Origin of the sequence: Spirulina sp. CCY15215, from assembly GCF_016888125.1 — a bacterium.
Lineage (GTDB): Bacteria > Cyanobacteriota > Cyanobacteriia > Cyanobacteriales > Spirulinaceae > CCY15215.
This window is the reverse complement of record NZ_JACSWA010000604.1, coordinates 32,186-57,153: the sequence shown is the minus strand read 5'-3', so window position 1 is coordinate 57,153 and position 24,968 is coordinate 32,186. Positions and strand designations below refer to the sequence as shown.

The following is a 24,968-nucleotide window of genomic DNA, read 5'->3' as shown; positions in this document are numbered from 1 at the left end:
GACACTATTTCCCTTACCCAAGTTTACGTGCTTCAATCTCCATTTACTGTTGTTTTAATCATTCCCACAGGTATCGGTGCATCTATTGGCGGTTACGCAGGGGATGCGCTACCGGTTGCTAAAGCCTTTTCTCAGGTCTGCGATCGCCTCATTACCCATCCCAATGTTCTTAATGGCGCACAAATGTATTGGAATCTTCCCAATGCGCTTTATGTAGAAGGGTATGGTTTGGATCGCTTTGCTGCGGGGGAATGGGGACTGCAACCAGTTCGACAAAATCGCATTGGTTTGCTTCTCGATCGCGCGATCGAACCCGAATTGAGATTGCGCCACATTCAAGCCGCAGATGCCGCTAGAGCCACGTTAGGACTAGATTTGACCGATTATATCCTCACGGATGCTCCCCTGGGCGTAGAACTGCGATCGGCTTCATCGGGGGCAAGTTGGGGGACTTTAAATAACCCTGGTAGTTTATTGAGGGCAGCCGAGAAACTCATTCAAGAGGGAGGGGCAGAGGCGATCGCCGTAGTTGCCCGTTTTCCCGAAGAAACCGACAGCGCAGCCCTAGAAAACTACAGACACGGTTCGGGAATTGATGCTCTTGCCGGAGCGGAAGCTGTTATTTCTCACTTAATTGTTAGGAATTTTCGCATTCCTTGCGCCCATGCTCCTGCTTTATCTCCCTTACCTGTAGATCCACAAGTTTCCCCTCGGGCGGCGGCGGAGGAGTTGGGTTATACCTTCCTTCCTTGTGTTTTAGTGGGCTTATCCCGCGCCCCTCAATTTATCGCGCAACCTCACACAAAAACCTCAACCCAGATTTGGGCGGATGAAGTCGATGCGATCGTCTTTCCTGCCGATGCTTGCGGGGGAAGTGCTATGCTCAGTTTAGGCAAAGCTCGGGCGATCGCGGTAGAGGATAACCAAACTGCGATGCGCGTCCCCCCAGAACCCTTGGGCATCAAAGCTCTTCGCGTTCCCTCTTATTTAGAGGCGTTGGGTGTATTGATCGCTTATCGAGGAGGAATCAATCCCGATGCTTTGCGCCCCGATAGCGTTAGATTACGTTGTCTCTCTTAATATAGCCTAAAATAAAATCCGTGAATCAATCCGAACCTCCTGAATTTGAACCTCTCACTCGCACTCAAGTTCTCATTGCAATGGCCGTGACGGCAATTATTTTATTAGTTGTCGCTAAAGTATGGCAGTCTCTTGGATCGGTGCGAATGTTAGCCCTGCAATTTAACCTCAATGCGGTGTTATGGGGGTTAGGTTTGGCGGGTGCAATTTCCATCGCCAGCGCGATCGTGCATCGTCTCTGGCCAGCTTATCGACGCAGTGCTAATTATTATTTAGAGTTGGTGATTAAGCCGTTAATGTGGCCGGATTTAATTTGGTTGGGATTATTACCGGGTTTGAGTGAGGAATTATTGTTTCGCGGGGTTATATTACCTGCCTTGGGATTAAATATTGCGGCGGTAATTTTATCGAGTATTTTCTTTGGGGTGTTACATTTAAGCGGGATGCAACAATGGCCGTACATGATTTGGGCGACGATCGTGGGGGTAATATTGGGTTTTAGCGCGATCGCCACCGGAAATTTATTAGTTCCTATTGTGGCTCACGTAGTGACCAATTTTGTTTCTGGATGTTGGTGGAAATGGGCAAATTCATTGGAAGTGCCAGAATCTCCATAAGTATTATATTCAAGATATAACTTTTAACACCAAACTCGATAAGCGATCGCGGTATAATTTCCATGTTAATTCCTCGGCTTTTTGGCGTGCTGCTTTGCCCATTTCTGCTAATTCTTGAGGATGAGAGTAACACCAAGCTAATTTTTCTTGAATGGCTTCTACATCGCGAATGGGAATAATAAACCCTTCTACTCCATCCGTAATAATATCCGATCCTCCTGCATTTTCTGTGGTAATAATGGGAATTCCGCAAGCCATTGCTTCTAATAAGACCAATGCTAATCCTTCTACTAAAGAAGGAAAAACAAAAACACTCGCCGAACTATAATATTGATTCAAGGTTGCATGGGGAACCGAGGGAATATAGCGAAAATACTCTTGATATTGTCCCAAATAGCGATCGCCAAATTCATTCATTCCCACTAATAGTAATTCTGCATCGTGAAGGTTTAATTTTTGCCATGCTTGCAATAAATAATGAACCCCTTTTCTAGCACCCACTCGTCCCACAAATAAAGCGCGAAATTGTTTATCTTGTTTAGGTTGGGGTTGAAAGTAGTCGTGGGGGGAACCAAAAGGAATGACTGTGATTTTATCTTTGCTAATTCCTGCATTTAAAAGCGATCGCGCCACAATGGTCGAAGGTACGATAATATGGTCAGCGAGGGAAACTTCCTGTTCTTTTCGCTCTAATTTCCCAGCCGGTTCTTGAATTGATTGCAAAGAAGCAGCTAGATCGGGAAATAATTCCGCTTCTTCTTGTTGAATTTGTTGACTTTGGCGGTAAAATACTATGGGTAGATCGTAAAAGCATTTAATCCCTTCTTGTTTGGCGACGGAGAAGGTACTAGCAGCCCCATCCTCATAGGCGTAAACTCCTGTAAGTCCTTTGAGATGTTTTCTGGCTACTCGCCTGTCTATGGAGCCATAAACCCAATCTGCGAGACTTTGAGAATTTAACCCCAAAGAACGGTTTAAACCCGTGCGAAGTAAAGCAATTCGCAGGATTTCTTCGCGGGGATAGGTTTTTAAAAACCTGTTTTGAGGAGGAATCCAAATTCGTCGTCTCAACTCGCGATCGCCAGCCGGAAAGAACTTTTGCAAGATACGAGCCAAATTCCCATCAGGATTATAAGCTAGAGAAGTAATAATTTCCTGAAGCAGATCTATTTCCCAAAGGGCGATCGCCGCATTGCGTGCAAAAGGATTCCCTGTAGGATGAATTAGGGTAATTTTAGGATTCGTCATTGTCTTGTAAAACTTGCTGTTGTTCCCGCCAATTTTCAACCCGTTCCAGCCAAGGAAGTAGGAAAATAAAACTCGTATATAACCAATAATAAAGCCCAAAAGTATTGTGATAGACCATCTGATTGATAAATAAAATTGATTGAATTAGAACCCCAGATAAAGCTAAATCTCGTAAAAAAGGGCGTTTTAATCGTGTAAAAATTAAAAATAAAGTAATAATGAAACCTACTCTCATGCCATACCATAAAAGGAAACCAATTGGACCTAATTCGAGCAAAACTCGTCCCATTTCTGGCTCAATATCAATAGGAGGAGGAATGCCAGGAGGTAAACTAAAAACAGTTCTTAAAGACCCGGCTCCAGCGTGAGTTGCTCCCGCACCATAACCATCGAGATCTGTTAATTTGATAAAATCAAAAGGTCCAATAAAACCCAAACGAATGCGTTCGCCTAAATCAGCATTGGAACTCATACGAGTCCAAAATGCTTCGAGAACTTGGCGAAATAAAATAACAGCAACACTGGCTGCAATCGCTAAAAAAGGAAGCAAACGACCCAACCAAAGAAAGATTTGTTCGGGTTTGCTTAAAATTCTAATACCATAATATCCAGCCATGAATAATACAGCAGCAATTACAGGTGTTCGCGATCCCGTCATAAAACAATTTAAAGTTAGTAGAAAAATTTGTACATAAGTTAATGCTCGCCAAAGGATTGATTGTTTAATGGATAATAAAGGAATTAAAAGACCAATGCAAGCAGAAAGATAACCTTGATAACTATTAAGATAAGAAAATGTTCCGGTAATTCTAACATTGCGCGTTCCTGCAAACCCAAAAGTTGCGATCGGTTCATTTCGTCCTGGAATATATTGATTGATGGGACTATTAATAGGGCTAAAAAACTGTACAATTCCTAAAATTCCAATAGGAATTAATAAAAATAAATGGTTGCGAAGAAAGATAAAAAATTCTTCTTCTGAGCGAAATAAACTCGGCATCATCCAGATCAGAGGTGTATAGAAAAGATAGGATTTTAATCCTAAAATTCCGATAATGGGAGAACCAAGATTGGGATTAAATGCTTGAAAAGTACACCAACCCGAGGCAAGAATAATGGCAATATTCGTAAAATTATTTCTAATGGGAAATCTTGGTTCGCCTTGAGGAAAGAAATAATAACGAAGATACGCACCTAGTAAAACAAAATCTTTGAAAAAATAAATAAATTCACTTGCTTGGGGTAAAACCCATTTACGAACTGCCCCATCAATGACGATAATCAAGAAAACGGCTTTAACCGATCTGCGCCAATCTCGAAAAGAAGCGTAGATAATTGTAGATAAAATGATTAATCCAACCAGAACTTTGATCAAGAATAACCCTCCCTCGTCTGTTAATAGTTCGCCATAAATTCCATATTCATTGACTGGATTCGAGTTTCCCCAAGAAATATAATTATATTGTAGCGATAAATAAAGGAGCAATACAGTAATTAGTAACCCAAGCGTAATTTTCACAGGAGAATCGCCTCAAGTCTCTGTAAGTATTTTTGCGCCACGATGTTTTTTTGATGGAGTTGTAAATGTGGTTTTGCATTGCTTCTGTACTTAGCAATTTTATCAGGATTTGTCAAGAATTCCGCTAATATTTTCGTTAATTTACCGCGATCGCCATTAGGAAAAGTCTCTCCACAATCGGCGATCGCGTCTTTTAAACCTCCTCCTTGAGAACCGACAATAACACAACCACAAGCAATACCTTCTAAGGCTACAATACCAAAGGGTTCTTGCCAACGGGAAGGGATGACGAGAAATTGATGAGAATTGAGAGTTTTTGCCACTTCGGAAGGGGAACAAAGCCCCAAAAACTGCACTTGTGAAGCAATTTTTAATCGTTTTACTTGTTGTTGCAATTGTTCTTGGTCTGCTCCTGCGCCAATAATGGTAAGATGGGGAACGAGTCCTTGTTGCTTGAGAGCGAAGAGAGAATCGAGGAGAAGATCGACCCCTTTATCTGAAACTAATCTTCCCACAAAAATCAATTCTTTCTCCCGCTTAATTTCCGGCATTTCTCGGAAAATGTCGTCTCGATAAGGGTTATGAATAACGGTGGAAGAGACGGGAAGATGAGAGGCGATCGCCTCGCTAACGCAAATATTAGTTGCAAAACGAGTCACCCAGAGTTTAAGGCGATCGGCTACAACAATACTCCCATCGGGGCGATTATACCAAGTATGATGGATAAAAACGAGGGGTTTGGGTTGTCGCAACTCTAACCATAGTCCTTTGAGGCTAATACAGCTTTGCAGGTAAATATCGCACCACCGCATTAATTCTAATTGTTGTTTGCTACTAGGCTGACGCAAGATTTCAAAAGGAAAGATTTTTTGTTCGCGATCGGGGGTTTGAGAAATTAATTTAACTTCTTGTCCTAATTGTACCCATTCTGTCGCCAGCATTTCCGTCACGCTTTCCACACCCCCTACACTGGGATAAAATAAGGGAGAATAAATTAAAATTTTCATTAGATTTCTGCTAAGAATTTTTAAGGAGAGTAGCTTGAACTACTCTCCTTAAAGATTATGCACCTACAGCTTCTTTTGCTGCATACATAACCTCTAAAGTGATTTCACCAATATCGCGATCGCGAGCAAATTTCTCGGTATTTCGCTTCACTTTTCCGCGCACAAAACCTGGAATCTTGTTCAATTCTCCTTTCGCTTCTTTACTCCAATTAAGATCAGAATCCGCAGAAATTCCTTTTGTAATTACTTCCTTAGTATCATGACCACCAAAGATTTCTAAGAGGTGATCTTCCATACCCAAAGTAAAGGAATTATAGACCAAATCAGCAATTTGATTTGTGCCTTCATAGCCCATAAATGGACTATAACCAATGGGGAAATTTTGGATGTGAATCGGTGCCGCAATGACCCCACAAGGGATATTTAAACGCTTACCTACGTGCCGTTCCATCTGAGTTCCAAAGATAGCAGAAGGTTCGATCCGCGCGATCGCATCCCCAATTTCTCCATTGTCGTTACTAATCAAAACTTCATCGCAATATTCGCTAACTTGTTCCTTGAACCAGTCTGCATCATACTTGCAATAAGTTCCCGCCAGAACCACATGAATGCCCATTTCTCGTGCTAGAATTTTGGTCATGGCTGCTGCATGAGTATTATCCCCAAAAACTACAGCTTTTTTACCCGTTAAATTCTGACAGTCAATAGAACGAGAAAACCATGCTGCTTGAGACACATAACGAGTTTGATTATCGATAAAACTTTCGTAATCAATATTCGCACCTTGTGCGTTGAGAATTTTTTGAATTTGGCGAATACAGCGAGCAGTTTCAACAACTCCCATCGGTGTAATATCAACATAAGGCATATCAAATTCCTTTTGCAAATATTCTACCGTCATCATGCCCAATTCCCGATAAGGAGCGAGATTAAACCACGCTTTCGACAGGTTTTTAAGCTCATTAACACTGGCACCTTCAGGAATCACTGCATTGACTTCAATTCCCAAATCTGTCATCAAACGTTTCAATTCCTTGCAGTCATGTTGGTTGTGGAAACCAAGGGTAGAAACACCGATAATATTAACCGATGGTTTCTCTGTTTTACCTTCAGGAAGTTCGCCTTTTTTCCGCGCTTTATTAATGTAAAATTCAACAATTTGTTGCAGAGTGCGATCGCCAGCTTGCAATTCATTGACTCGATAGTGATTGACATCTGCCAGCATCACATCGCCTTTCGAGTCTAATTGAGCGCGTTCGACAAAGTTTTGTAAATCTTCTTGCAAAATACTCGAAGTACAGGTAGGAGTAAGCACAATTAAATCCGGGGTTTCTTCCCGATCTTTGCGGGTAATATTATCAACGACCTTTTCTTGAGAACCTCGCGCTAAAACATTGCGATCGACAACACTGATGGTCACTGGGGTAAACTCTCGTTCTCGTTCCAACATCGATCGCATGACGTTGAAATAATCATCCCCCAAAGGTGCGTGCATGATCGCATGAACATTTTTAAAGGAACTAGCAATGCGTAAGGTGCCAATGTGCGCGGGTCCTGCATACATCCAATAAGCCAGTTTCATAAAAGATTGCCTCCAGCAAGTAATTGTAAGATTTCGTAATGTTTGTCTTTTCGTTGCTAGAGCATTGTCTCAGAAATTTGGGCGATCGCAGTTTTTGACCTATTCTCTTTATAAATGCCTGGCAAACCCTTGAATTTGTTGCTATTCGCTGCTTTTACCAACCTCTTAAACAATAAAATTGTTGTTTAAATGAAATAATTCTTAATTCTTCTTTATTTTTATTTGTTTCCTTGATTGACGTAGAATAGTCCTCTCAGCCATCGACAAAGAAGAAAAATGAGTAAACAGAGAGTAAAACTAGATTGGAATAATGCGTCAATAGCTGAAAGTGTTCCCAGGGAAAGGGAAAGAGACAGTCAATGCGATAATTATCTACAAGAATGGCAAGAGAGTTGCGTGGACGAACAACTCACCCGCTTAAATGTTACAGCCTTAGAAGGCGATCGCCCCTACGACTATCTGTTTTATGCTGATAGTATTCCTCGACGGAATGATGGACGCATCCGCAACTCTCTCCTTGAACGCTATCAGCACCTTGAAGATGGGGGATGGTGGTGTTCGGGGATCGATATTTTGACGGGAGATAATGACCTCTGGGGATGCTTTAAACCCATTTCTCCCAGAGTGAGCTTAGAACGTCACAAACCGATTAAGTACGAACATCCGCCGCAAACCTCTACCGGAGTTTTTGCCCTTAAAGTACCTCAGCACCTTTGGGAGAATATATCAGAACGCTATAACCAGCCTATTTTATCGGAAGATATCGACACAGAACAACCCGATGCTGGTTTTTGGCAGTGGTTGATGAAATATCCTCAGATTCCTTTATGTATTACGGAGGGGGCAAAAAAAGCCGGTGCCTTGTTGACTGCGGGTTATGCCGCGATCGCGCTGCCTGGAGTCAATGGGGGTTATCGCGTCCCCCGCAACGAATTCGGCGATCTCATTGGCAAAGCAAGACTTATTCCCCAACTCCAAAAACTAGCCCAAAATAAGCGCCCGATTTATATTGTCTTCGATCGCGACACTAAACCCAACACAGTTAAAGCAGTTAATGCAGCCATTCGTCAAACAGGATACTTATTATCTCAACAAGAATGTGAAGTAAAAGTTATAACTTGGCATCCAGACTGGGGTAAAGGAGTTGACGATCTGATCTCTCACAAAGGATTAGAAACCTTCGATCGCGCTTACGAAATTGCCCCAACTTTGGAAACATGGAAAGCAGTTGCTTTTAATCAACTCACTTATCCAGTTCATTATCAATTTAACTGCCGTTATCTTTCTGAGTTGACTATTCCTAAACAAGCGCGTTTAATTGGCATTAAATCACCCAAAGGGACAGGGAAAACACAATTTTTAGAAAGTATTGTTAAACAGGCGATCGCCGAGAAAAAATGGGTATTAGCGATCGGTCATCGCGTGCGTTTAGTGGAATCTTTATGTAAACGTTTTGGCTTAAATTATATTACAGAAGTCCGCGACGATGAATCGAAAGGAATCTTGGGTTATGGTTTATGTATAGATTCCCTACATCCCAATTCTCAAGGGAGATTTAATGCGGCAAACTGGCAAGATGGAATAGTAATTATTGATGAAGTAGAGCAAGTTCTTTGGCACGGACTCAACTCGAAAACTTGCCAAGGAAATCGCGTTTCTATTCTCAAATCTTTAAAAACATTAATGCAAAATGTTTTAGGTGGAGAGGGACAAGTTTATGTTGCTGATGCCGATTTAACTGATGTTTCTTTGGATTATTTGATTTCTTTAGCTGGAGTTAATTTACAGCCTTTTATTATTCAAAATGATTGGCAACCCGATCGCGACAATGCTTGGGAAGTGTATCATTATCCCGATGAAGCCCCCGATCGCCTTGTGAGAGATTTAGAAGCGCATATTGCTGATGGGGGGAAACCATTTGTCTGTCTCTCTGCTCAAAAATTGAAAAGTCAATGGGGAACTCGCAATTTAGAGGCATATTTAAAAGAGAAGTTTCCCAAGTCTAAAATTTTGCGGATTGATTCAGAATCCCTTGTCGATCCCACTCATGCTTCTTATGGCTGCATGAATGACTTGAATGGGGTTTTAAGTGAATATGATATTGTTCTGGCGAGTCCTTCTATCGAAACTGGAGTGAGCATTGATTTAAGAGGTCACTTTACTTCCGTATGGGCGATCGCTCAAGGAATTCAATCAGAAAACTCAGTGCGTCAGGCGATCGGGCGTATTCGTGAAAATGTTCCTCGCTATCTCTGGATCGCCTCTTTTGGCTTTAATCAAGTGGGCAATGGTTCCACTTCAATTCCTGCTCTATTAAGCTCTGGACAGCGCTTAACTCAACTCAATGTGAGATTACTCCAGCAATCGGATTTTGCTGCCTTAGATGACCTAGAAACAGGATTTCAGGCAGAATCTTTGCTCTGTTGGGCAAAGTTTGCCGTGCGTTTTAATGTTGCCATGCTGGAGTATCGTAAAACAATTTTGACTGCATTATTAGCAGAAGGACATATTGTTGAAGAGAAAGAAGAAGAGAAGAAAAAGAAAAGAGGAGAAAAAGAGAAAAAGCAAGAGAAAAAAGAAATTGATGGGTTGAAAGCAGCGATCGCCGAAGTACGCGATCGCAATTATCAAGAAGAATGCGAGGCGATCGCGTTTGCTGCTGATATTGGCGATCGCGAATATCAAATCCTCAAAAAACAATTAGTTAAAACTTATCCTCAACGGCGAAAATTGCGGAAATATGAACTTTTTCAGCGTTATAAGATTGAGATTACACCAGACTTAGTGGTTAAAGATGATAATGGCTGGTATGCTCAATTGCGTTTGCATTATTTTCTCACAGTCGGACGGCAATATTTAGCCGATCGCGATGCAGCTAAAGCGAAACAACTTCTCGCACAAGGAGAAGGAAAAATTTTCGCTCCAGACTTTAATCGTTCTCAATTAGGCGCTAAGATTGGCACAATGGAAGTATTAGGACTTTCCGTACTTTTAGACGATCCCGATCGCGAATTAAGAAATAGCGATTCCGATCTCAAAGCGATGCAAAAAATAGCCATAGATAATCGTGCCTTTATTAAAACAGTTCTGGGTATTGGTATTGCGAAAAATGCCAGTCCAGTTTTAATTATGCGTCGTTTTCTCGAACAGATTGGCTATGGGGTAAAATGTATTAAATGCGAAGGAAAACGGAGTCAAGATAAAAAAGTTAAGCGCACGACTCGCACTCGCGTTTATAAAGTAGTGCTTCCCAATGATGGCCGTTTAGCTGTATTCGCGCAATGGTTAAACCCTGTTTTAATTCCTGATGGAATAGAGGAAAATCTGGCGATCGCACGACGATTAGACAAACAGTTAGAAAAACACTCAGAAAATGAGCAAAATAATAGCATTCAATTAAGTTTATTTTAAACCGTAGGGGTTTGGTCTCCAAACCCTGTTTTAATTCTATTTTAATTCCTGATGGGATATTAGAGGAGAATCTGGCGATCGCGCGACGATTCGAGAAACAGCAAAATAATAGAAGAGGGTTTGGAGACCAAACCCCTACTTTGCGGTAGGATGGCGATCGAGCGATGCCCATGTACCCCTTATGAGTGACGATTCCGATAGCCCCATTTCCCCCAAAGATACCGACCTCGACGAACTTTCCCTAGAAACCGAGGCCGAAAGAGCGCCAGACCCCCCAAAATCCCCCTCCCCAGCCAAAAAAGAAGGCGATATTGCCCTCGTTAACCCGCGATCGCAAGTTCGTCTGGTCAAACATAAAGGTAAACTCCACCTCATTTTCCCGACAACCCAAAAACTGCCCGTTAAGGCACACTGGACGGAGATTTGGGAACAACTCAAACATCGCCTCAACGCAGGAGAACAGTTTTGGCAACCTGGCACCCCCATCGAACTCATCGCCGCCGATCAACTCCTCGATACCCGCCAACTGCAAACCATTGCCGAAGCCCTAGCTAAAGCCAATCTGGACTTGCAGCGCGTGAAAACCAGTCGCCGTCAAACCGCCGTTGCAGCAGCCACTGCGGGCTATTCTGTGGACCAACAGACCCATGCCATGGCCGTCGATCTGCAACAAGTCGCCGACTCCTCCGCCGAAAACTGGTCCCCACCCATGTATATTAAATCCACCGTGCGATCGGGATCGGAAGTGCAACATCCCGGCACCATCGTCGTTTTAGGGGATACTAATCCAGGTAGTACCTTGATCGCAGCCGGAGATATTCTCATTTTGGGACGCTTGCGCGGCATTGCCCATGCCGGATCTCAAGGAAACTATACCTGTCAAATTCTCGCCCTACAAATGGAAGCCACTCAACTGCGAATTGGTGAAGCGATCGCCCGTCCCCCGGAAAGTCCCCCCGAGGGCTATTATCCAGAAATTGCTTATATGACCCCCTCTGGTATTCGCCTCGCTCGGGCGGTAAATTTCTTTAAGACCCATTCTTTCGTCATCAATCTCGAAAGTTGGGTTGATTCCTTCTCCTAAACCCTGATAATTGATAACTAATAACTAATAACTGAATATGAGTCGTATTATTGTTATTACCTCCGGTAAAGGAGGCGTTGGCAAAACCACTATTACCGCCAATCTTGGCAGCGCGATCGCCCAACGAGGTCGCAAAATTGCTTTAGTCGATGCGGACTTTGGTTTAAGAAACTTAGATTTACTCTTAGGTTTAGAAAATCGCGTTGTTTATACCGCCATTGACGCGATCGCCGGTGATTGTCGCTTAGAACAGGCACTCGTCAGAGATAAACGCCAACCCGGACTGGCCTTGCTTCCCGCCGCCCAAAGTCGCAATAAAGAAGCCGTCACCCCGGAACAGATGGAAAAATTAATCGGCGCGATCGCCGAATCCTTTGAGTATGTTTTAATCGACTGTCCCGCCGGGATCGAACTGGGTTTTCGTAATGCGATCGCCGCCGCCAATGAAGCCATTATCGTCACCACCCCGGAAGTTACCGCCGTCAGAGATGCCGATCGCGCGATCGGGCTACTCGAAGCGAATGACATTAAAGACATCAAGTTAATTGTCAACCGCATCCGACCAGAAATGGTGCAATTGAACGATATGATGAGCGTCGAGGATGTACTCGAAATTTTAGCGATTCCCCCCATCGGTATCATTCCCGATGACGAACGGATTATCATTGCCAGTAATAAAGGAGAACCCGTCGTTATGGACACCAATTTGACTCTCCCGGCGATCGCCTTTCAAAATATTGCCAGGCGTTTAGATGGCGAAGAAGTCCCCTTTCTCGACCTCATGGCAGCCCATAACACCCTTTTCAATCGCATTCGCCGCTTTTTTCGCAATTAAAGAAATATTCACCCATTTCCTCCCCGCTATCAACTATCAACTATCAACTATCAACTACTTACCTATCAACTATCAACTATCAATTATCAACTATCAAACAGATCGTGTCGATTTTTAAACAACTCTGGGTTATGTTAAGCGAACTTCTCGGAAAACTTTTCAGTAGTAAGACCGTGAGTTCCAGTTTCACGGCCAAACAGCGCTTAAAGCTAGTTATCGCCCACGATCGCTCGGGTTTGAGTGCAGAAAGGATCGAGGCCATGCGACAAGAAATATTGCAAGTTGTCGCCCGTTATGTCGATATCGATACAGAATCTTCTGAATTTTCTCTAGAAAGTGATGATGGCATGACGGCTCTGATTGCTAATCTTCCCATTCGCCGTATCGTTCCTGTTATAGAATCAGCACAAATTACCCCAAAACCGATCCCCGAACCTGAAAATATTGTAGAACCTAGCCCCGAAACCGAAAATTCTTTGGATGAAAGTTCGCGATCGCCCCAGCAACCCGATCCGGAAATAGAGACAGAGAAAATAGAGACAGAGAAAATAGAGACAGAGGAGGCGATCGCAGAACCTTCTCAAAATCCTCCCAGTCCAGACGAGGAAGAACTCGAAAAATAAGAGGAAACGGAAAAAACCGCAGAAATCTAGGTTTCTCCTGTTCTCGAGCTTTCTTTGTTAGAGTTAAAAGATAAAGCAAGAATCAGACTCAAGATTATAGATATTTTTAAAATTGATTTTTGGTGGACAGATCGTGTTTAACGCTACGGAAATCCTGGTCGATGAATTTGTTCGGAGATTGCGGGAAGGCTATCGCCGCACTTATGGCGGTTTAAAGCCAGATTACGCTGATATTATTGCTTGGGCAGGCAGCATGGCAATGGAAAATATTGCCAATAGCGATGCCTTGTACCACAATGTCGAACATTCAATTCTGGTCACTCTCGTGGGTCAAGAAATCCTGCGAGGAAAACATATTCGCGAGGGGGGCGTTTCCTGCGAAGATTGGTTGCACGTTATTATTGCTCTCGTCTCCCACGATATCGGTTATGTTAAGGGGGTTTGTCGTCAGGATAACGACAAAGAAAGACTCTACGCGACGGGAAAAAATGGAGAAATGGTTCATATTTCCTCGGCCTATTCTGATGCCTCCCTCACCCCCTATCATGTAGATCGAGGTAAACTCTTTATTGACGAACGCTTTGGCGGCCATCTCTTGATCGATGCAGAATTAATTAAGCGCAGTATCGAATTAACTCGCTTTCCTGTCCCCAGTCAAAAAGATGGTAAAAATACCGTCAATTATCCAGGTTTAATTCGCTCTTCCGATCTCATCGGTCAACTCAGCGATCCCCGTTATTTAAAGAAAATTAGCGCTCTATTTTATGAATTTGAAGAAACTGGGGCCAATCAAATGATGGGATTCAAAAATCCTGGAGACTTGCGGCACAATTATGCTAAATTCTATTGGGATGCGGTGTATCCTTACATTCAAGATGATCTCCAGTATCTTTCTTTGACCCAAGAGGGTCAGCAAATTCTTGCTAATCTCTATTCTAATATTTTTGTGGTTGAACACGAACATAGAATCGGACAGTCACAAAAGCAAATTCCTTCTTAAATAATTGTTTATTAGTGAGTAAAATATGGATTGGTGGCGCAAACTTAGAAAAAACCCCTTGGCTCGTTTTGGAGCAATCTTGCTCCTTATTTTTTATCTCACGGCAATTTTTGCTGATTTTATTGCCCCTTATAATCCCTACGATTCTCAACTCGATGGTTCTCTTCTACCGCCAACGCAAATTTATTGGCAAAATCAAGCAGGAGAATTTGTCGGTCCTCATATTTACCCAACAACTCAGGGACCGACGGATTTGGAAACTGGCGATCGCGAACTTTTAGTTGATTTTTCCCAGCCATCTTCTCTGGGTCTTTTTGTTCGAGGAGTTCCCTACAATCTCTTCCAAATTAAGTTACCCCTACCGCCGAAGTTTGCCGAAACCACGGTTTTTCCAGGTATTCCAATGGATATTCATCTATTTGGGGCAGTGGGGGAAGGCAAAATTAATATTTTAGGCACTGACGAACAGGCCAGAGATCAATTCAGTCGCCTCTTATTTGGGGGTAGAATTAGTTTGAGCATTGGTTTAGTGGGAATTGCAATTTCTTTTCCCCTCGGAATGTTGGTCGGGGGAATTTCCGGTTATTTTGGCGGTTGGTGGGATGCGTTTTTAATGCGCTTTGTGGAAGTTTTAATGACCATTCCCACGATTTATTTATTAGTAGCGCTGGCGGCGGTTTTACCTTCTGGACTGACGAGTTCTCAACGCTTTCTCTTGATTGTTGTAATTACTTCTTTTGTCAGTTGGGCGGGACTAGCGCGGGTGATTCGCGGTCAAGTTCTTTCCCTCAAGGAACGAGAGTTTGTGGATGCAGCACGGGCGATCGGGGCAAGCCCTTTCTATATTATTGTTCGTCATATTCTCCCTCAAACTGCAACTTATATTGTTATTTCGGCTACGTTATCAATTCCCAGTTTTATTGTTGCGGAATCTGTTCTCAGTCTGATCGGTTTGGGTATTCAACAACCAGATCCTTCTTGGGGAAATTTACTCTCGGTTGCAACAAATGCTTCAATTTTAGTATTGCAGCCTTGGTTGATTTGGTCGCCTTCCTTGTTGGTTATTTTAACAGTATTGGCGTTCAATCTTTTGGGGGACGGTTTACGGGATGCTCTCGATCCGCGCAGTTTGAAATGAGTAGAGAGAATGAATGGAGATTAGGTGATTGCCATTGCAGGTTGGTAATTATACTGACCTAAATTCATTGTAGGTGTGGCAAGCTCTCGGGAATTACCTACGGGATTCTTGGTAGACTGAGAGTTAGCGGGGGTTAGATATTTTTTGAGCAGTTCTTTGAGTTGTTCTCGTTCGATCGGTTTGAGGAGGAGATCATTAGCACCCACCATTTTGCCTCGGACGCGATCGACGATATTTTTACTACCTGTCATTAAAACGGTTGGTGTCTCTTGCAGGGAAGGGACGCGGCGCAAATGAGAACAGAGTTCGTAGCCATTCATCACGGGCATGACTAAATCCATGAGAATAAAGTCGGGTTTGTGCTGCATCAGTTCGGGAAGTGCTTGCACGGGGTCGTTTATGCTAAAACAACGATAGCCGAGTTGTTCTAGTAGTTCTTCCATCTGATAGCAGACGTGAGGGCTATCATCAACGCAAGCAACGAGGGGACAGGAAGAGAGGTCTTTGGGGGTGGGAGTCGCTACGGTTTTGAAGGGGGTGGGTAAATCTGCGATCGCACTCCAAGCGATCGCCTTTTGTTGGATGTAGTAGCGCAAAAGGCGAATAACTGCTGTAAAGGATTGTTTCATGGTGGCGGCAAGATCCCAAAAGCTACGCTTGCCGTTAAGTAGCGGTTTCAAGTTTAGTAAGGTGGCACTACTTGATTGCAATAGGTCTTCTGAAAGTTGCAAGCTGGGGGCGTGATCGGCATATTGGGGATTTAAACCCAAGGTTTGCCAGTCGGCTTTGAGTTGTTGAATTTCGCTGAAGAGAGGCTTAAGCACATTTGCGGGTAAGGAGAGTTCGGGTTTCGCTATTTTTGCCAGTTTCCAACCTGATTGCCATTGTCCTTTAATTTCTCTCTCGGCGGCGATCGCAAATAAAGTTTCTCGCAAAACAGTTTGAATAATCCCTCTAACTTTGGCGGGACTTAGTTTTTGCTGGCTGACTTCTTGGAGGAGATAGTAATATTCCCAGGGATCGCGGTTGGCTGTTGGGATAAAATTCGTTTCCATCTGACCATTTTGCTCTCTAACCGCACGTTTCCAGCGACGGACTCGGAATTGGCGATCGACAACGTAGGCGATTTGACCTTGATTAAAAAAGAACTGCCATTGTTTTTTGCCCGAGGTGAGGGTAAATATCCCAGTAGCTTGCTTTTGATAGAGGTTAATAATGGTTTTATAGAGTTTGACTAAGGTTGGAGTAGTGGTAGACATATTTTTTTCTTTACTTTTTTTAACATTGTTGAGAGTAGTCTAACTAAGAAATGTGAAAAACTCGTGAAAAACCGGAAAAACCGGAAAAACCGGAAAAATCAGTATAACTACTGGTCTATCAAGGATTTTTGGCCAGGCAAGTGGGTTCGCGATAACCCTAATCCATTAAAATAGATTCTTTATCTGAGACAGGGATTTCAATCCTTGGCAGCTTTAGGAGAAATACTGGAGTGCTTCCAAATCCCCGTCTCTTGAGAGCGGGGAGGGTCAACTTCTTCTAAAATTCGGATGCTATCCGATGCCACTCTAATTCTTACTCTTTCCCCTACAGAAAATAAACTTAAGTTATTGCGATATAAGTTCTGTCTGCGAATTAAAATTAGTGTTTGTGAGGTCAGGCGCACGACGAAGCGAGTATCGGTTCCTAAATAGATGACTTCTGTAATTGTTCCCAGTAATCCTTTTTCATCCAGATAATTTTCTGGGTGAATGGTCGCTTTTTCTGGGCGAATAACGAGAGTGACAATTTTGCCAATGGGAAGTTCCGACTCGTAAGGCACAGAAATAGGTAATTCCTCATCAACCAAGACGATCGCCCCCCCCGATCGCCATTCAATTACCCGTCCCACCAAAAAGTTACTTTCCCCAATAAAGTCCGCCACAAAGCGACAATTGGGGGTTTCATAAATTTCTGTTGGGGTACCCACCTGCAACACTTGTCCCGCACTCAAAACCGCAATGCGATCGGACATGGTTAATGCTTCCTCTTGATCGTGAGTTACATAAACGAAAGTGATGCCGACCTTTTGCTGCATCTGTTTAAGTTCGATCTGCATTTCCTTTCGCAGTTTCAGATCGAGGGCTCCTAAAGGTTCGTCAAATAGTAGCACTTGCGGACGTTTGACCAAAGCCCTTGCTAAAGCGACTCGCTGTTGCTGTCCCCCGGAGAGTTGACGGGGACGGCGATCCTCTAAACCATTGAGTTTAACCAAGGACAGAACATCTCCGACGCGGCTGCGAATTTTCTCTCGGGGAAGACGATCCATCTCCAAGCCAAAGGCTACATTTTCGGCAACGGAGAGGTGAGGGAAGAGGGCATAATTTTGAAAAACTGTATTCACGGGGCGATGAAAAGGGGGGCGATCGCCCATTGCTTCCCCATGAATGTAGACTTCTCCAGAAGTGGGCAACTCAAACCCGGCGATCGTGCGTAAAATAGTCGTTTTCCCACATCCAGAAGACCCTAGAAGCGAGAAAAACTCACCTTCTTTAATATGCAGAGTAACATCATTCACCGCCAGAACTTCCCGATTACTCTGCCCTGTGAATACCTTTGATATATTAACTAATTGCACTGCATCCATTCTTCAGCTATCCTCCAATTTATGCTTGCTAGTCTCCCCAATTGGGGAGATGAGAATCTCCGGTTTTCTTATCCTCCAACTGCCACTTTTATCTCAGTCCAGGCTTGGTCGTATAAGGCGGTATCTTTGCCCAAATCATCAGCATATTTTAAGCGCTTAAATATTTCTGCGGAAGGGTAAATGCTGGTATTTTCTAGATCTTCTTTTTCAATGAGATTTTCTTCGCGGGAGGTTTTATTAGGAGAACCAAATTTGACATAATTGGAAATTCTTGCACTCACTTCTGGTTCGAGAACAAAGTTTATAAACTTTTCGGCTAATTCCTTATGAGGGGCATCTTTAGGAATGGCTAAATTATCCGTCCAGATAATCGTCCCTTCTTTGGGAATTACATAACGAATATTTTCGTTTTCCTCCATAATTTGAAAAATGTCGCCACTCCATTCTACTGCTATATCAACTTCCCCTTGATCGAGTAAATCTTGTCCGGTATCTGGTGCAAATGTCGCGATCGCGTCTTTATGCTTGATGATAAACTCTGTTGCATCTGCAATTTCACCTTTATTGATCGTATTGGGATCGTAACCTAAATACATCAGAGTTACGCCTAACATTGCTCTAGAATCTTCCATTAATGCGACTCTTCCTTTATATTTAGCATCGAAAATTTCTTTCCAGCTTGTTATCTCTCCTCCTGTTGCTACAATATTATAACCAATACCCATTGTTCCCCATTGATAAGGAATGCTGTATTGATTTCCGGGATCGAAAGGCGGATCAACAAAGGCTTCATCAAGATGTTTAAGATTGGGGATATTATCGTGATTGAGTTTTTCGAGTAAACCCTGAGCAATCATATTTTCGACAAAATCCCCCGTGGGTACAATAATATCGTAGCCAGGATTTCCAGGTTGAATTTTAGCCAGAAGTGCTTCGTTACTCTCGAAGGTGTCGTATTGAACCTTGACATTAAACTTTGCTTCAAATTCTGGAATTGTTTCTTCATCAATATAGGTTGACCAATTGTAAATATTTAGAACTTCCCCAGTATTTCCCTTCCCATTACTTCCTGTATTAGCAGAGTCCGGACTACTTACAGCACATCCGAATGGTATAGTCAAGCCGAAAACGAACAAAAGTAGAAGAATTAGAAATTTTTTCATTATTGTTTCCTCGTTAATACAAAAAAATGAGCAGAGATGGGAGTATGGCAAATTATCTTTATTCTATTATAAGTTTGAATCCTGTTGCAGTGCCAAAGAAGAAATTACAATACCGATGGAGAGTAAGAGCATAATGGTTGAAATCGCATTAATGGCTGGAGTCACGGATAATTTAATCATACCGTACACGAAAACGGGCAATGTTGTTGAACCAACTCCGTTTGTGAAAAAAGTAATCACAAAATCATCTAGTGATAAAGTAAAAGCTAATAATGCGCCACTGAGGATACCCGGTGCAATTAACGGTAAAGTAATTCGTTGAAAGGTTTTCCATTCATTTGCACCTAAATCTGATGCGGCTTCTTCCAAAGCCGGATCGAGTTCGGCAATTTTTGCTCTGACAACCACTGCAACATAGGAGATATTAAAAGAGACATGACCGATAATAACGGTGGGTAAACCCAAAACTAAACGCATTCCTGTTATATTTTCTAACAATTGAAAAATAAAGCTAAAGAAAATAAGTAGAGAAATCCCCATTGTAATATCAGGAATAATAATAGGAAGAAACAGGAGTCCTTCTAAAATTGTGCGTCCTCGAAAGCGAAATCTTTCCATTCCCAACCCGATCGCGGTTCCTAACATTGTCGCCAAAATCGTCGAAATTCCCCCAACAATAATACTATTTCCTAGTGCAGACCAGATTTGAGTATTAGCTGGGCTTCCCTTCCCCATTAAACCGGCAAAAAGGTCGAGATACCAATCGAGAGTAAAACCGCGCCAAACTGCAGTCGATCGCGATTGATTAAAAGAGTAGATAATCAGAATTAAAATAGGGGCATAGAGAAACACAAATGCAACAATAGAGTTTAACCATAGCATTGTTTTTCCGCCAGAACGGATTAACAAATCTATTTTTTTGTTTGCGGTTGGCGTGATAGTCATTTTTCCTCTGAAATTCTAAAATAGACAATAATCGGGAGTAAGACGATCGCCATCATCACAATGGACAAAACAGACCCAAAAGGCCAATTTCTGGCTGCCAGAAATTGACTTTGAACCAAGTTTCCCATCATGAGTGTTTTGGCACCTCCTAAAATATCTGGTGTTACAAATTCTCCCACGGCTGGAATAAAAACCAGTAATGAACCGGCAACAATTCCGCGATAAGTTAAGGGTAAAACAATTCTAGTAAAAGTGCGCCAATCGTTTGCACCTAAATCTTGGGAAGCCTCAATCAGGGAGAAATTAAATTTTTCAATGGTTGAATATAAGGGTAAAATCATAAAGGGGAGATAGCCATAGATTAAGCCGACGGAAACAGCAAAGGAGTTGAACAGTAATTCTAAAGGTTCATTGCTAATGCCTAGGCTTTGAATAATAATATTAATGACTCCTTCACTTCTTAATAAAACAATCCACGCATAGATTCTAACGAGAAAGTTTGTCCAGAAAGGAATTATTGTTAGGAGTAATAAAATATTGCGCCATTGAGGGGGACGAGTTACGATGAAGAAAGCGAGAGGATAACCCACTAATAAACAGGCAAATGTGGTTAAGAAGGCAAGATAAAGGGACCGGAAAAAGACTGTCCAATAAATGGGATTAGCAAGACGTTGATAGTTTTCTAGTGTTAATATCCAACTCACTCCTCCATAAGTTCCTCTTTCCAGAAAACTATAAACGAGAACAATGCTTAAAGGGAAGATAAAAAAGCAGATTAGCCATAATGTTGCAGGAAAAAGGAAGACAAAAAGATTGAGTTTTTTTCGGGTATCTGTCTGAAAATATGAATTGATTTTTTCTTTTAGGTTTAGTTGAGTAAAGTTCATAATAAAAAAATTGAGTATTAAAATTTATGTACTTTTCCAAAGCCAGAGATGATTATCGTGATAAATTAACTTTGTTTCTAAATTGTACTCGCTTTCAAGGGTTTGGAGAAATCGATCTGAGGTATTTAAAAAATAGAGATCGCTAAACTCAGAAGGAAGATCGGGTATTATCTCCCAATCGAAGCGATCGCCACTATTATTAATTAATAGCAGATTGAGATTAGGGTCGAGGGCATGACTCAATGCTAGGATGTTTCCTGAATTAATACCAAAGGAGACGGTAATTAATAAAGGATTTTTACTTTGCGCGATCGCCTGCACGATTTTGGGATTATGAAAACTAACTACTTTGTTCCATGATGTTTCTGAATTAACATAAAATAAGCAGGAAATCAAGCCCAAGGTAAGAATTAATAATGTTATACTTTTCTGCAAGCGAGGCTTATGGGTTGGTGTGGCGAGTAAATAGGCGATCGCAATTTGTATTCCTAAATACATGGGAACTAGATAGCGGCTGGAGGTCGATCTCTGTCCTCCTAAGATGAGGTCGGGGAGGACAAGAAATAAGGGTAAAGTTAAAGTTAGGATCAGAATAAACAGCCAAATTTGCCGAGGAGTATGGCGACAGAGGAAATAGAAAGCAGAGAAAATCAGTAATAAAAGTAAAGGTAATGTACTATAATTTACTAGAGTATTAAAACCAAACTCGTCCGCGATAAAAATAAAACCATGACTGAAGTGCATTGCCCATAATTTCAGCCAGATCGAAAAAGGAAGAGGAAAAGCAGTCCAACTTGTACCTTTTGACGAATTTATAATCATAACCGTCAACCAAGGAGAAAATGCTAGTAGAGAAAAGATCAATGCAGTAATATAAAACAATACCGATCGCGTCCAGCGAAATTTTTCAATAATAATAAGATATAGTCCTTGTCCGATCGCCATAATTCCCGATAAAGGAAAGGTATAAAATCCTAGGGTTAAGGCGATCGCATATCCTCCCCAATTTTTGAGATTTTCTTGGGGTTTTGCATCGTTACGAGTGTAGCGAATTGCCCGTAATAATAGAATGCTAACCAGTAAAGTTAAAACTGTCCAGAGGCTATATTCCCTTGCTTCTCGGGCATAGATTACAAAATAGGGAGAAAGTGACGCGATCGCGATCGCCATCCAGCCAATTAACTCCGATCGAAATAATTCCCAACACAACCAATATAAACAAGGAAAAATTAAGAGGCTGATGATTACAGAAAAGCAGCGAATTGCAGTAATAGAAAAGCCAAAAATATTCGCCCAAAGTCTCAGTAAACCATAATAAAGCGGTGGATGTTCATTCGCGTCTGTCGCCAGCACTTTTATGGTATCCCAAAAGTTTTTCTCTGGACTCGAATTTTGATATTTTTGTAAATCTTGGACGCGAATTATTTCCCCCGTAAAAACTGCCGATCTGATTTCCTTTTTAGTATAACCAGCAATTCTTGATGATGTTAAGGCTTCATCATGCCAATAAACCTGGCCGTCTAAATTGTAGAAGCGGAAAAAGATGCCCAATATTAATACAGTAATGAAAAACCAATGTAATTTTGTGGGGCTTTTTACTGCTTTTATTGCTGATTTCATTCTTTCTTATCCACCTCCGACAATAGTGACAATTTCGAGGCGATCGCCGGCTTGCATTTTCGTACTTTGCCAATATTGTCGATGCAGAATCTCCCCATTATACTCAACCGCAACCAAACGAGGATTGAGTCCAATTTGTTCGAGAACTTGCGGTAAAATGCTATTTTCTGGACAGTCTAAAGACTCGCCATTCACTTGTAAAATAATGGTTTGTTTTGGGTTCATTGATAACTACTCATCGTTTTAAGCTGGGTGAGGAAATATTGTGTTGTTAAAGTAGGTTGTTCCGCTTGCATAATCGCCCGGACAATCGCGACTCTTTTTACACCTCCTTCAATAACTTCACTAATATTCTGTTCGTTAATCCCGCCGATCGCGAACCAAGGAATCGGACAATTAGCCGCCACATAACGCAGATATTCAAAACCCGCCGCCGCTTTCCCCGGTTTAGTTGGGGTTTCGTACACCGGACCCGCGCCAATATAGTCGGCACCCTCCGCGATCGCCTTATCCATTTCGCCTCGATTTGTGGTAGAACGACCGATAAGGCGATGAGATCCCAACAATTGTCGTGCCAGTTCAATTGGGACATCCTGCTGTCCTAAATGGACTCCATCCGCCTCTACCGCTAAGGCAATATCGACGCGATCGTTGACAATAAATAGCGCCCGATAACGATGACAGAGATCGCATAATTTTTGCGCTTGTGCCAGTCTTACCGTATCATCAGCACTTTTATCGCGATACTGCACCAGAGTCAAACCCCCTTGCAGCGCCGCTTCCACCACCGCAAATAATTCTTGAGAAGGAGAAGTAACCAAATAAAGCAACGACTCCTCTAAAAGTTGATAGCGACTCGCACCAAAAAGCTGACTTTCCAGAACATAAGTGCGATAACGAACCTGTTTCGCCGCCGCCGCCATTTCTGGACGTTCCAATTTTGCGTACTCCTCCAACACCCGCAATGCTTCTTGGACGCGGCATAAATTGGCTTGTAGGACTTGTTTAATATTGCTTCTGGCTTCCTCTTGGGGATGGGATAGATCGGTGCCAGGATCTCCGAGAGTATCTCGCGCCAAGCGAATATCGGTAGTGTGCCAAGTGGCGATTTCTTGGCGCATTTCCTTGCACTCTCGGGTCAGTTGGCGATCGCTTAAGCCAAAGCGACACCATTCCTCAATAATTCTTAATCCCTCTCGCGCCCTGTCTAGATTGGCATCTAAAATCCGATAGACGACCTGCATTTGCCACAAATCATCTTTGTTTTGCTCGCCCATTTAACTGATTTTTCCTTCAACGACCTTAGAAATTCTCAAACTCAATGCAATTAATGTACCAGCAAATGCCAACGCGATCGCGCCACGTATTCCGGTTGCGGGAATGCCCTTCACAGCAACGAATATACCGTCAAAAAAGCTCATGGCTGCACTAAATCCCCCGAAAAAGAAGCCAACGCCCAACCCCGATCGCCTCGACGAGACTAATCCTAAGACATAGGGTACCATGCCATTGAGGACGAGACTGAAGCAAAATGCCAGTAAAACCGAAGCGATCGCCACCACGAAACCACTGGGAATAAAAGTTACTATTCCCAACATGGCGATCGCGCCGCCAATTCCCACTAACATCCCCCGACTATTGCCCAATTTAACCGCTAATTTTCCGGCGGGAAGTGCTAATATAGCCATTCCTAGGCTAAATCCTGTCATACCCCAGCCCGCATTCTCCGCCAAGAAACTGCCATAAACTGGTCCCAAAGTGGCGAATAAAAAGCGCAGTCCCCAAGCAATTCCCACACCAGTCCCCACAATCAAAAATACCGTCGGTAACGTAATTTTCTCATCCGCAGAAATCTCCGCATTCGCCGGACTTTCTACAGGTTGAGGCAGATCTGGCGGAGTAACAAAACGTAAACAAGCAGCCCCCCCTAATAGTGCTACAGAGCCGATTGTAAAAGCAAACGCCGGACCCAGCCCCAAAATAAAGCCATAAGCTGTAAATCTTAACGCCCCCACCAATTGCTGAATGAGAGTCAAACAACTTGCTGCGAGGGGTAATTCCAGAGGAGGGGCAGTTTTTCCCAGTAATACCACGGCGGGACTGCGAAAAACTGCCATGGCCGAAGCCCAAGCGACTACCACAAAAGGAAAAATGGATTTTACTATCGCCGAGGACTCCCCGAAAATGGCGATCGCGGGAATGCCAATAAAGAAAGCCGATGCGAGAATCACCCCTCCCGCAATAAAAGGAAACCGCGTCCCCATAAACCGTTGAAAGCGATCGGACAGACCCCCAGAAATAGGTTCAATAATCGCTTCCAAAGCGTGTTCGATCGTTAAAAGAACAAGGGCAAATTCCTTCGCAAAACCCAATTGTTCCAATAATTGCGGCAAATATAAAGCATAAATAACCCATGTTAGGGTAATCGCTCCTTGCACTGCCGTAATCCCGCCCACGCGCCGCCATAAAACTCGATCTCGTGTCATTGCTTGCTTGCCTAAACTCTTTATGATTCCATTATGATAGCGATCGCTTTTATCTAAAACTGCAACTAATGCTCCTGTATCACTGATTGGCGATCGCTTC

21 protein-coding genes are annotated in these 24,968 nt (G+C 42.7%); 8 read left to right on the top strand and 13 right to left on the bottom strand.

Features of this window, described 5'->3' with window-relative positions; translation table 11 throughout:
- The first annotated feature begins 27 nt into the window (after positions 1-27).
- Together JUI58_RS24040 and JUI58_RS24035 are read left to right on the top strand one after the other, a co-directional pair.
- A complete protein-coding gene (locus JUI58_RS24040) occupies positions 28-1,080 on the top strand; it encodes a DUF3326 domain-containing protein (protein ID WP_348539966.1) in 1,053 nt (350 codons plus the stop codon).
- 80 nt (positions 1,081-1,160) lie between these two features.
- Complete coding sequence (locus tag JUI58_RS24035; protein WP_204106411.1) at positions 1,161-1,697, top strand: CPBP family intramembrane glutamic endopeptidase; 537 nt, start codon at positions 1,161-1,163, stop codon at positions 1,695-1,697.
- Positions 1,698-1,706: 9 nt separating this feature from the next.
- Here JUI58_RS24035 and JUI58_RS24030 read toward each other — a convergent pair whose 3' ends face one another.
- The 4 genes from JUI58_RS24030 to bchB are packed head-to-tail and all read right to left on the bottom strand — an operon-like array spanning position 1,707 to position 7,053.
- Complete coding sequence (locus JUI58_RS24030) at positions 1,707-2,945, bottom strand: glycosyltransferase family 4 protein (RefSeq protein WP_204106389.1); 1,239 nt, start codon at positions 2,943-2,945, stop codon at positions 1,707-1,709.
- Positions 2,932-4,464: a hypothetical protein gene (locus JUI58_RS24025; protein WP_204106388.1), complete on the bottom strand. Its 1,533-nt coding sequence runs from the start codon at positions 4,462-4,464 to the stop codon at positions 2,932-2,934. Before JUI58_RS24025 ends, JUI58_RS24030 begins: the two co-directional genes overlap by 14 nt.
- Positions 4,461-5,471 carry a glycosyltransferase family 4 protein gene (locus JUI58_RS24020; RefSeq protein ID WP_204106387.1) on the bottom strand — a complete coding sequence of 337 codons (1,011 nt, stop codon included), beginning with the start codon at positions 5,469-5,471 and terminating at the stop codon, positions 4,461-4,463. The genes JUI58_RS24025 and JUI58_RS24020 overlap by 4 nt, the downstream gene beginning before the upstream one ends.
- A 55-nt stretch (positions 5,472-5,526) precedes the next feature.
- Positions 5,527-7,053: a ferredoxin:protochlorophyllide reductase (ATP-dependent) subunit B gene (bchB, locus tag JUI58_RS24015; RefSeq protein ID WP_204106386.1), complete on the bottom strand. Its 1,527-nt coding sequence runs from the start codon at positions 7,051-7,053 to the stop codon at positions 5,527-5,529.
- A gap of 276 nt (positions 7,054-7,329) precedes the next feature.
- Here bchB and JUI58_RS24010 point away from each other — a divergent pair, with 276 nt between their 5' ends.
- The 6 genes from JUI58_RS24010 to JUI58_RS23985 all read left to right on the top strand — a co-directional run bounded on the left by JUI58_RS24010 (position 7,330) and on the right by JUI58_RS23985 (position 15,144).
- The gene (locus JUI58_RS24010) at positions 7,330-10,464 is read left to right on the top strand and encodes a plasmid replication protein, CyRepA1 family (RefSeq protein WP_204106385.1); all 3,135 of its coding nucleotides are present in this window, start codon (positions 7,330-7,332) and stop codon (positions 10,462-10,464) included.
- Between the two features lie 181 nt (positions 10,465-10,645).
- Positions 10,646-11,548, top strand: a complete 903-nt coding sequence (gene minC, locus JUI58_RS24005) for a septum site-determining protein MinC (protein WP_204106384.1) — start codon at positions 10,646-10,648, stop codon at positions 11,546-11,548.
- A gap of 37 nt (positions 11,549-11,585) precedes the next feature.
- Positions 11,586-12,383 (top strand): septum site-determining protein MinD, encoded by a 798-nt coding sequence (minD, locus tag JUI58_RS24000; protein WP_204106383.1) that lies wholly within the window; start codon positions 11,586-11,588, stop codon positions 12,381-12,383.
- A 104-nt stretch (positions 12,384-12,487) separates the two neighbouring features.
- Entirely contained in the window at positions 12,488-13,006 is a 519-nt protein-coding gene (minE, locus tag JUI58_RS23995) for a cell division topological specificity factor MinE (RefSeq protein WP_204106382.1), read from the top strand.
- Positions 13,007-13,139: 133 nt separating this feature from the next.
- The gene (locus tag JUI58_RS23990; RefSeq protein WP_204106381.1) at positions 13,140-14,006 is read left to right on the top strand and encodes an Npun_R2479 family HD domain-containing metalloprotein; all 867 of its coding nucleotides are present in this window, start codon (positions 13,140-13,142) and stop codon (positions 14,004-14,006) included.
- A gap of 25 nt (positions 14,007-14,031) precedes the next feature.
- Complete coding sequence (locus tag JUI58_RS23985; protein WP_204106380.1) at positions 14,032-15,144, top strand: ABC transporter permease; 1,113 nt, start codon at positions 14,032-14,034, stop codon at positions 15,142-15,144.
- 20 nt (positions 15,145-15,164) lie between these two features.
- Here JUI58_RS23985 and JUI58_RS23980 read toward each other — a convergent pair whose 3' ends face one another.
- From JUI58_RS23980 to JUI58_RS23940, 9 genes are all read right to left on the bottom strand, one after another.
- Positions 15,165-16,403 carry a response regulator gene (locus tag JUI58_RS23980; RefSeq protein WP_204106379.1) on the bottom strand — a complete coding sequence of 413 codons (1,239 nt, stop codon included), beginning with the start codon at positions 16,401-16,403 and terminating at the stop codon, positions 15,165-15,167.
- A 197-nt stretch (positions 16,404-16,600) separates the two neighbouring features.
- A complete protein-coding gene (locus JUI58_RS23975; RefSeq protein ID WP_204106378.1) occupies positions 16,601-17,767 on the bottom strand; it encodes an ABC transporter ATP-binding protein in 1,167 nt (388 codons plus the stop codon).
- A 68-nt stretch (positions 17,768-17,835) separates the two neighbouring features.
- Complete coding sequence (locus JUI58_RS23970) at positions 17,836-18,930, bottom strand: spermidine/putrescine ABC transporter substrate-binding protein (RefSeq protein ID WP_204106377.1); 1,095 nt, start codon at positions 18,928-18,930, stop codon at positions 17,836-17,838.
- 66 nt (positions 18,931-18,996) lie between these two features.
- Positions 18,997-19,875, bottom strand: coding sequence for an ABC transporter permease (locus tag JUI58_RS23965; RefSeq protein WP_204106376.1), 879 nt, complete (start codon positions 19,873-19,875; stop codon positions 18,997-18,999).
- A complete protein-coding gene (locus JUI58_RS23960) occupies positions 19,872-20,762 on the bottom strand; it encodes an ABC transporter permease (protein WP_204106375.1) in 891 nt (296 codons plus the stop codon). The genes JUI58_RS23965 and JUI58_RS23960 overlap by 4 nt, the downstream gene beginning before the upstream one ends.
- Before the next feature lie 24 nt (positions 20,763-20,786).
- Entirely contained in the window at positions 20,787-22,382 is a 1,596-nt protein-coding gene (locus JUI58_RS23955) for a glycosyltransferase family 39 protein (protein WP_204106374.1), read from the bottom strand.
- Positions 22,383-22,388: 6 nt separating this feature from the next.
- Positions 22,389-22,607 (bottom strand): sulfur carrier protein ThiS, encoded by a 219-nt coding sequence (gene thiS / locus JUI58_RS23950; protein WP_204106373.1) that lies wholly within the window; start codon positions 22,605-22,607, stop codon positions 22,389-22,391.
- Positions 22,604-23,659, bottom strand: a complete 1,056-nt coding sequence (locus JUI58_RS23945) for a thiamine phosphate synthase (protein WP_204106372.1) — start codon at positions 23,657-23,659, stop codon at positions 22,604-22,606. The genes thiS and JUI58_RS23945 overlap by 4 nt, the downstream gene beginning before the upstream one ends.
- Positions 23,660-24,868 (bottom strand): hypothetical protein, encoded by a 1,209-nt coding sequence (locus tag JUI58_RS23940; protein ID WP_204106371.1) that lies wholly within the window; start codon positions 24,866-24,868, stop codon positions 23,660-23,662.
- Positions 24,869-24,968: the final 100 nt, after the last annotated feature.

Coding starts and splice junctions, on each gene's coding strand:
- JUI58_RS23985 (WP_204106380.1), top strand. CDS start 14,032: ATGGATTGGTGGCGCAAACTTAGAAAAAACCCCTTGGCTCGTTTTGGA.
- JUI58_RS23940 (WP_204106371.1), bottom strand. CDS start 24,868: ATGACACGAGATCGAGTTTTATGGCGGCGCGTGGGCGGGATTACGGCA.
- JUI58_RS23975 (WP_204106378.1), bottom strand. CDS start 17,767: ATGGATGCAGTGCAATTAGTTAATATATCAAAGGTATTCACAGGGCAG.
- JUI58_RS23960 (WP_204106375.1), bottom strand. CDS start 20,762: ATGAACTTTACTCAACTAAACCTAAAAGAAAAAATCAATTCATATTTT.
- JUI58_RS23970 (WP_204106377.1), bottom strand. CDS start 18,930: ATGAAAAAATTTCTAATTCTTCTACTTTTGTTCGTTTTCGGCTTGACT.
- JUI58_RS24010 (WP_204106385.1), top strand. CDS start 7,330: ATGAGTAAACAGAGAGTAAAACTAGATTGGAATAATGCGTCAATAGCT.
- JUI58_RS24030 (WP_204106389.1), bottom strand. CDS start 2,945: ATGACGAATCCTAAAATTACCCTAATTCATCCTACAGGGAATCCTTTT.
- bchB (WP_204106386.1), bottom strand. CDS start 7,053: ATGAAACTGGCTTATTGGATGTATGCAGGACCCGCGCACATTGGCACC.
- JUI58_RS23965 (WP_204106376.1), bottom strand. CDS start 19,875: ATGACTATCACGCCAACCGCAAACAAAAAAATAGATTTGTTAATCCGT.
- minC (WP_204106384.1), top strand. CDS start 10,646: ATGAGTGACGATTCCGATAGCCCCATTTCCCCCAAAGATACCGACCTC.
- JUI58_RS24035 (WP_204106411.1), top strand. CDS start 1,161: ATGGCCGTGACGGCAATTATTTTATTAGTTGTCGCTAAAGTATGGCAG.
- minD (WP_204106383.1), top strand. CDS start 11,586: ATGAGTCGTATTATTGTTATTACCTCCGGTAAAGGAGGCGTTGGCAAA.
- JUI58_RS23980 (WP_204106379.1), bottom strand. CDS start 16,403: ATGTCTACCACTACTCCAACCTTAGTCAAACTCTATAAAACCATTATT.
- thiS (WP_204106373.1), bottom strand. CDS start 22,607: ATGAACCCAAAACAAACCATTATTTTACAAGTGAATGGCGAGTCTTTA.
- JUI58_RS23955 (WP_204106374.1), bottom strand. CDS start 22,382: ATGAAATCAGCAATAAAAGCAGTAAAAAGCCCCACAAAATTACATTGG.
- JUI58_RS24020 (WP_204106387.1), bottom strand. CDS start 5,471: ATGAAAATTTTAATTTATTCTCCCTTATTTTATCCCAGTGTAGGGGGT.
- JUI58_RS23945 (WP_204106372.1), bottom strand. CDS start 23,659: ATGGGCGAGCAAAACAAAGATGATTTGTGGCAAATGCAGGTCGTCTAT.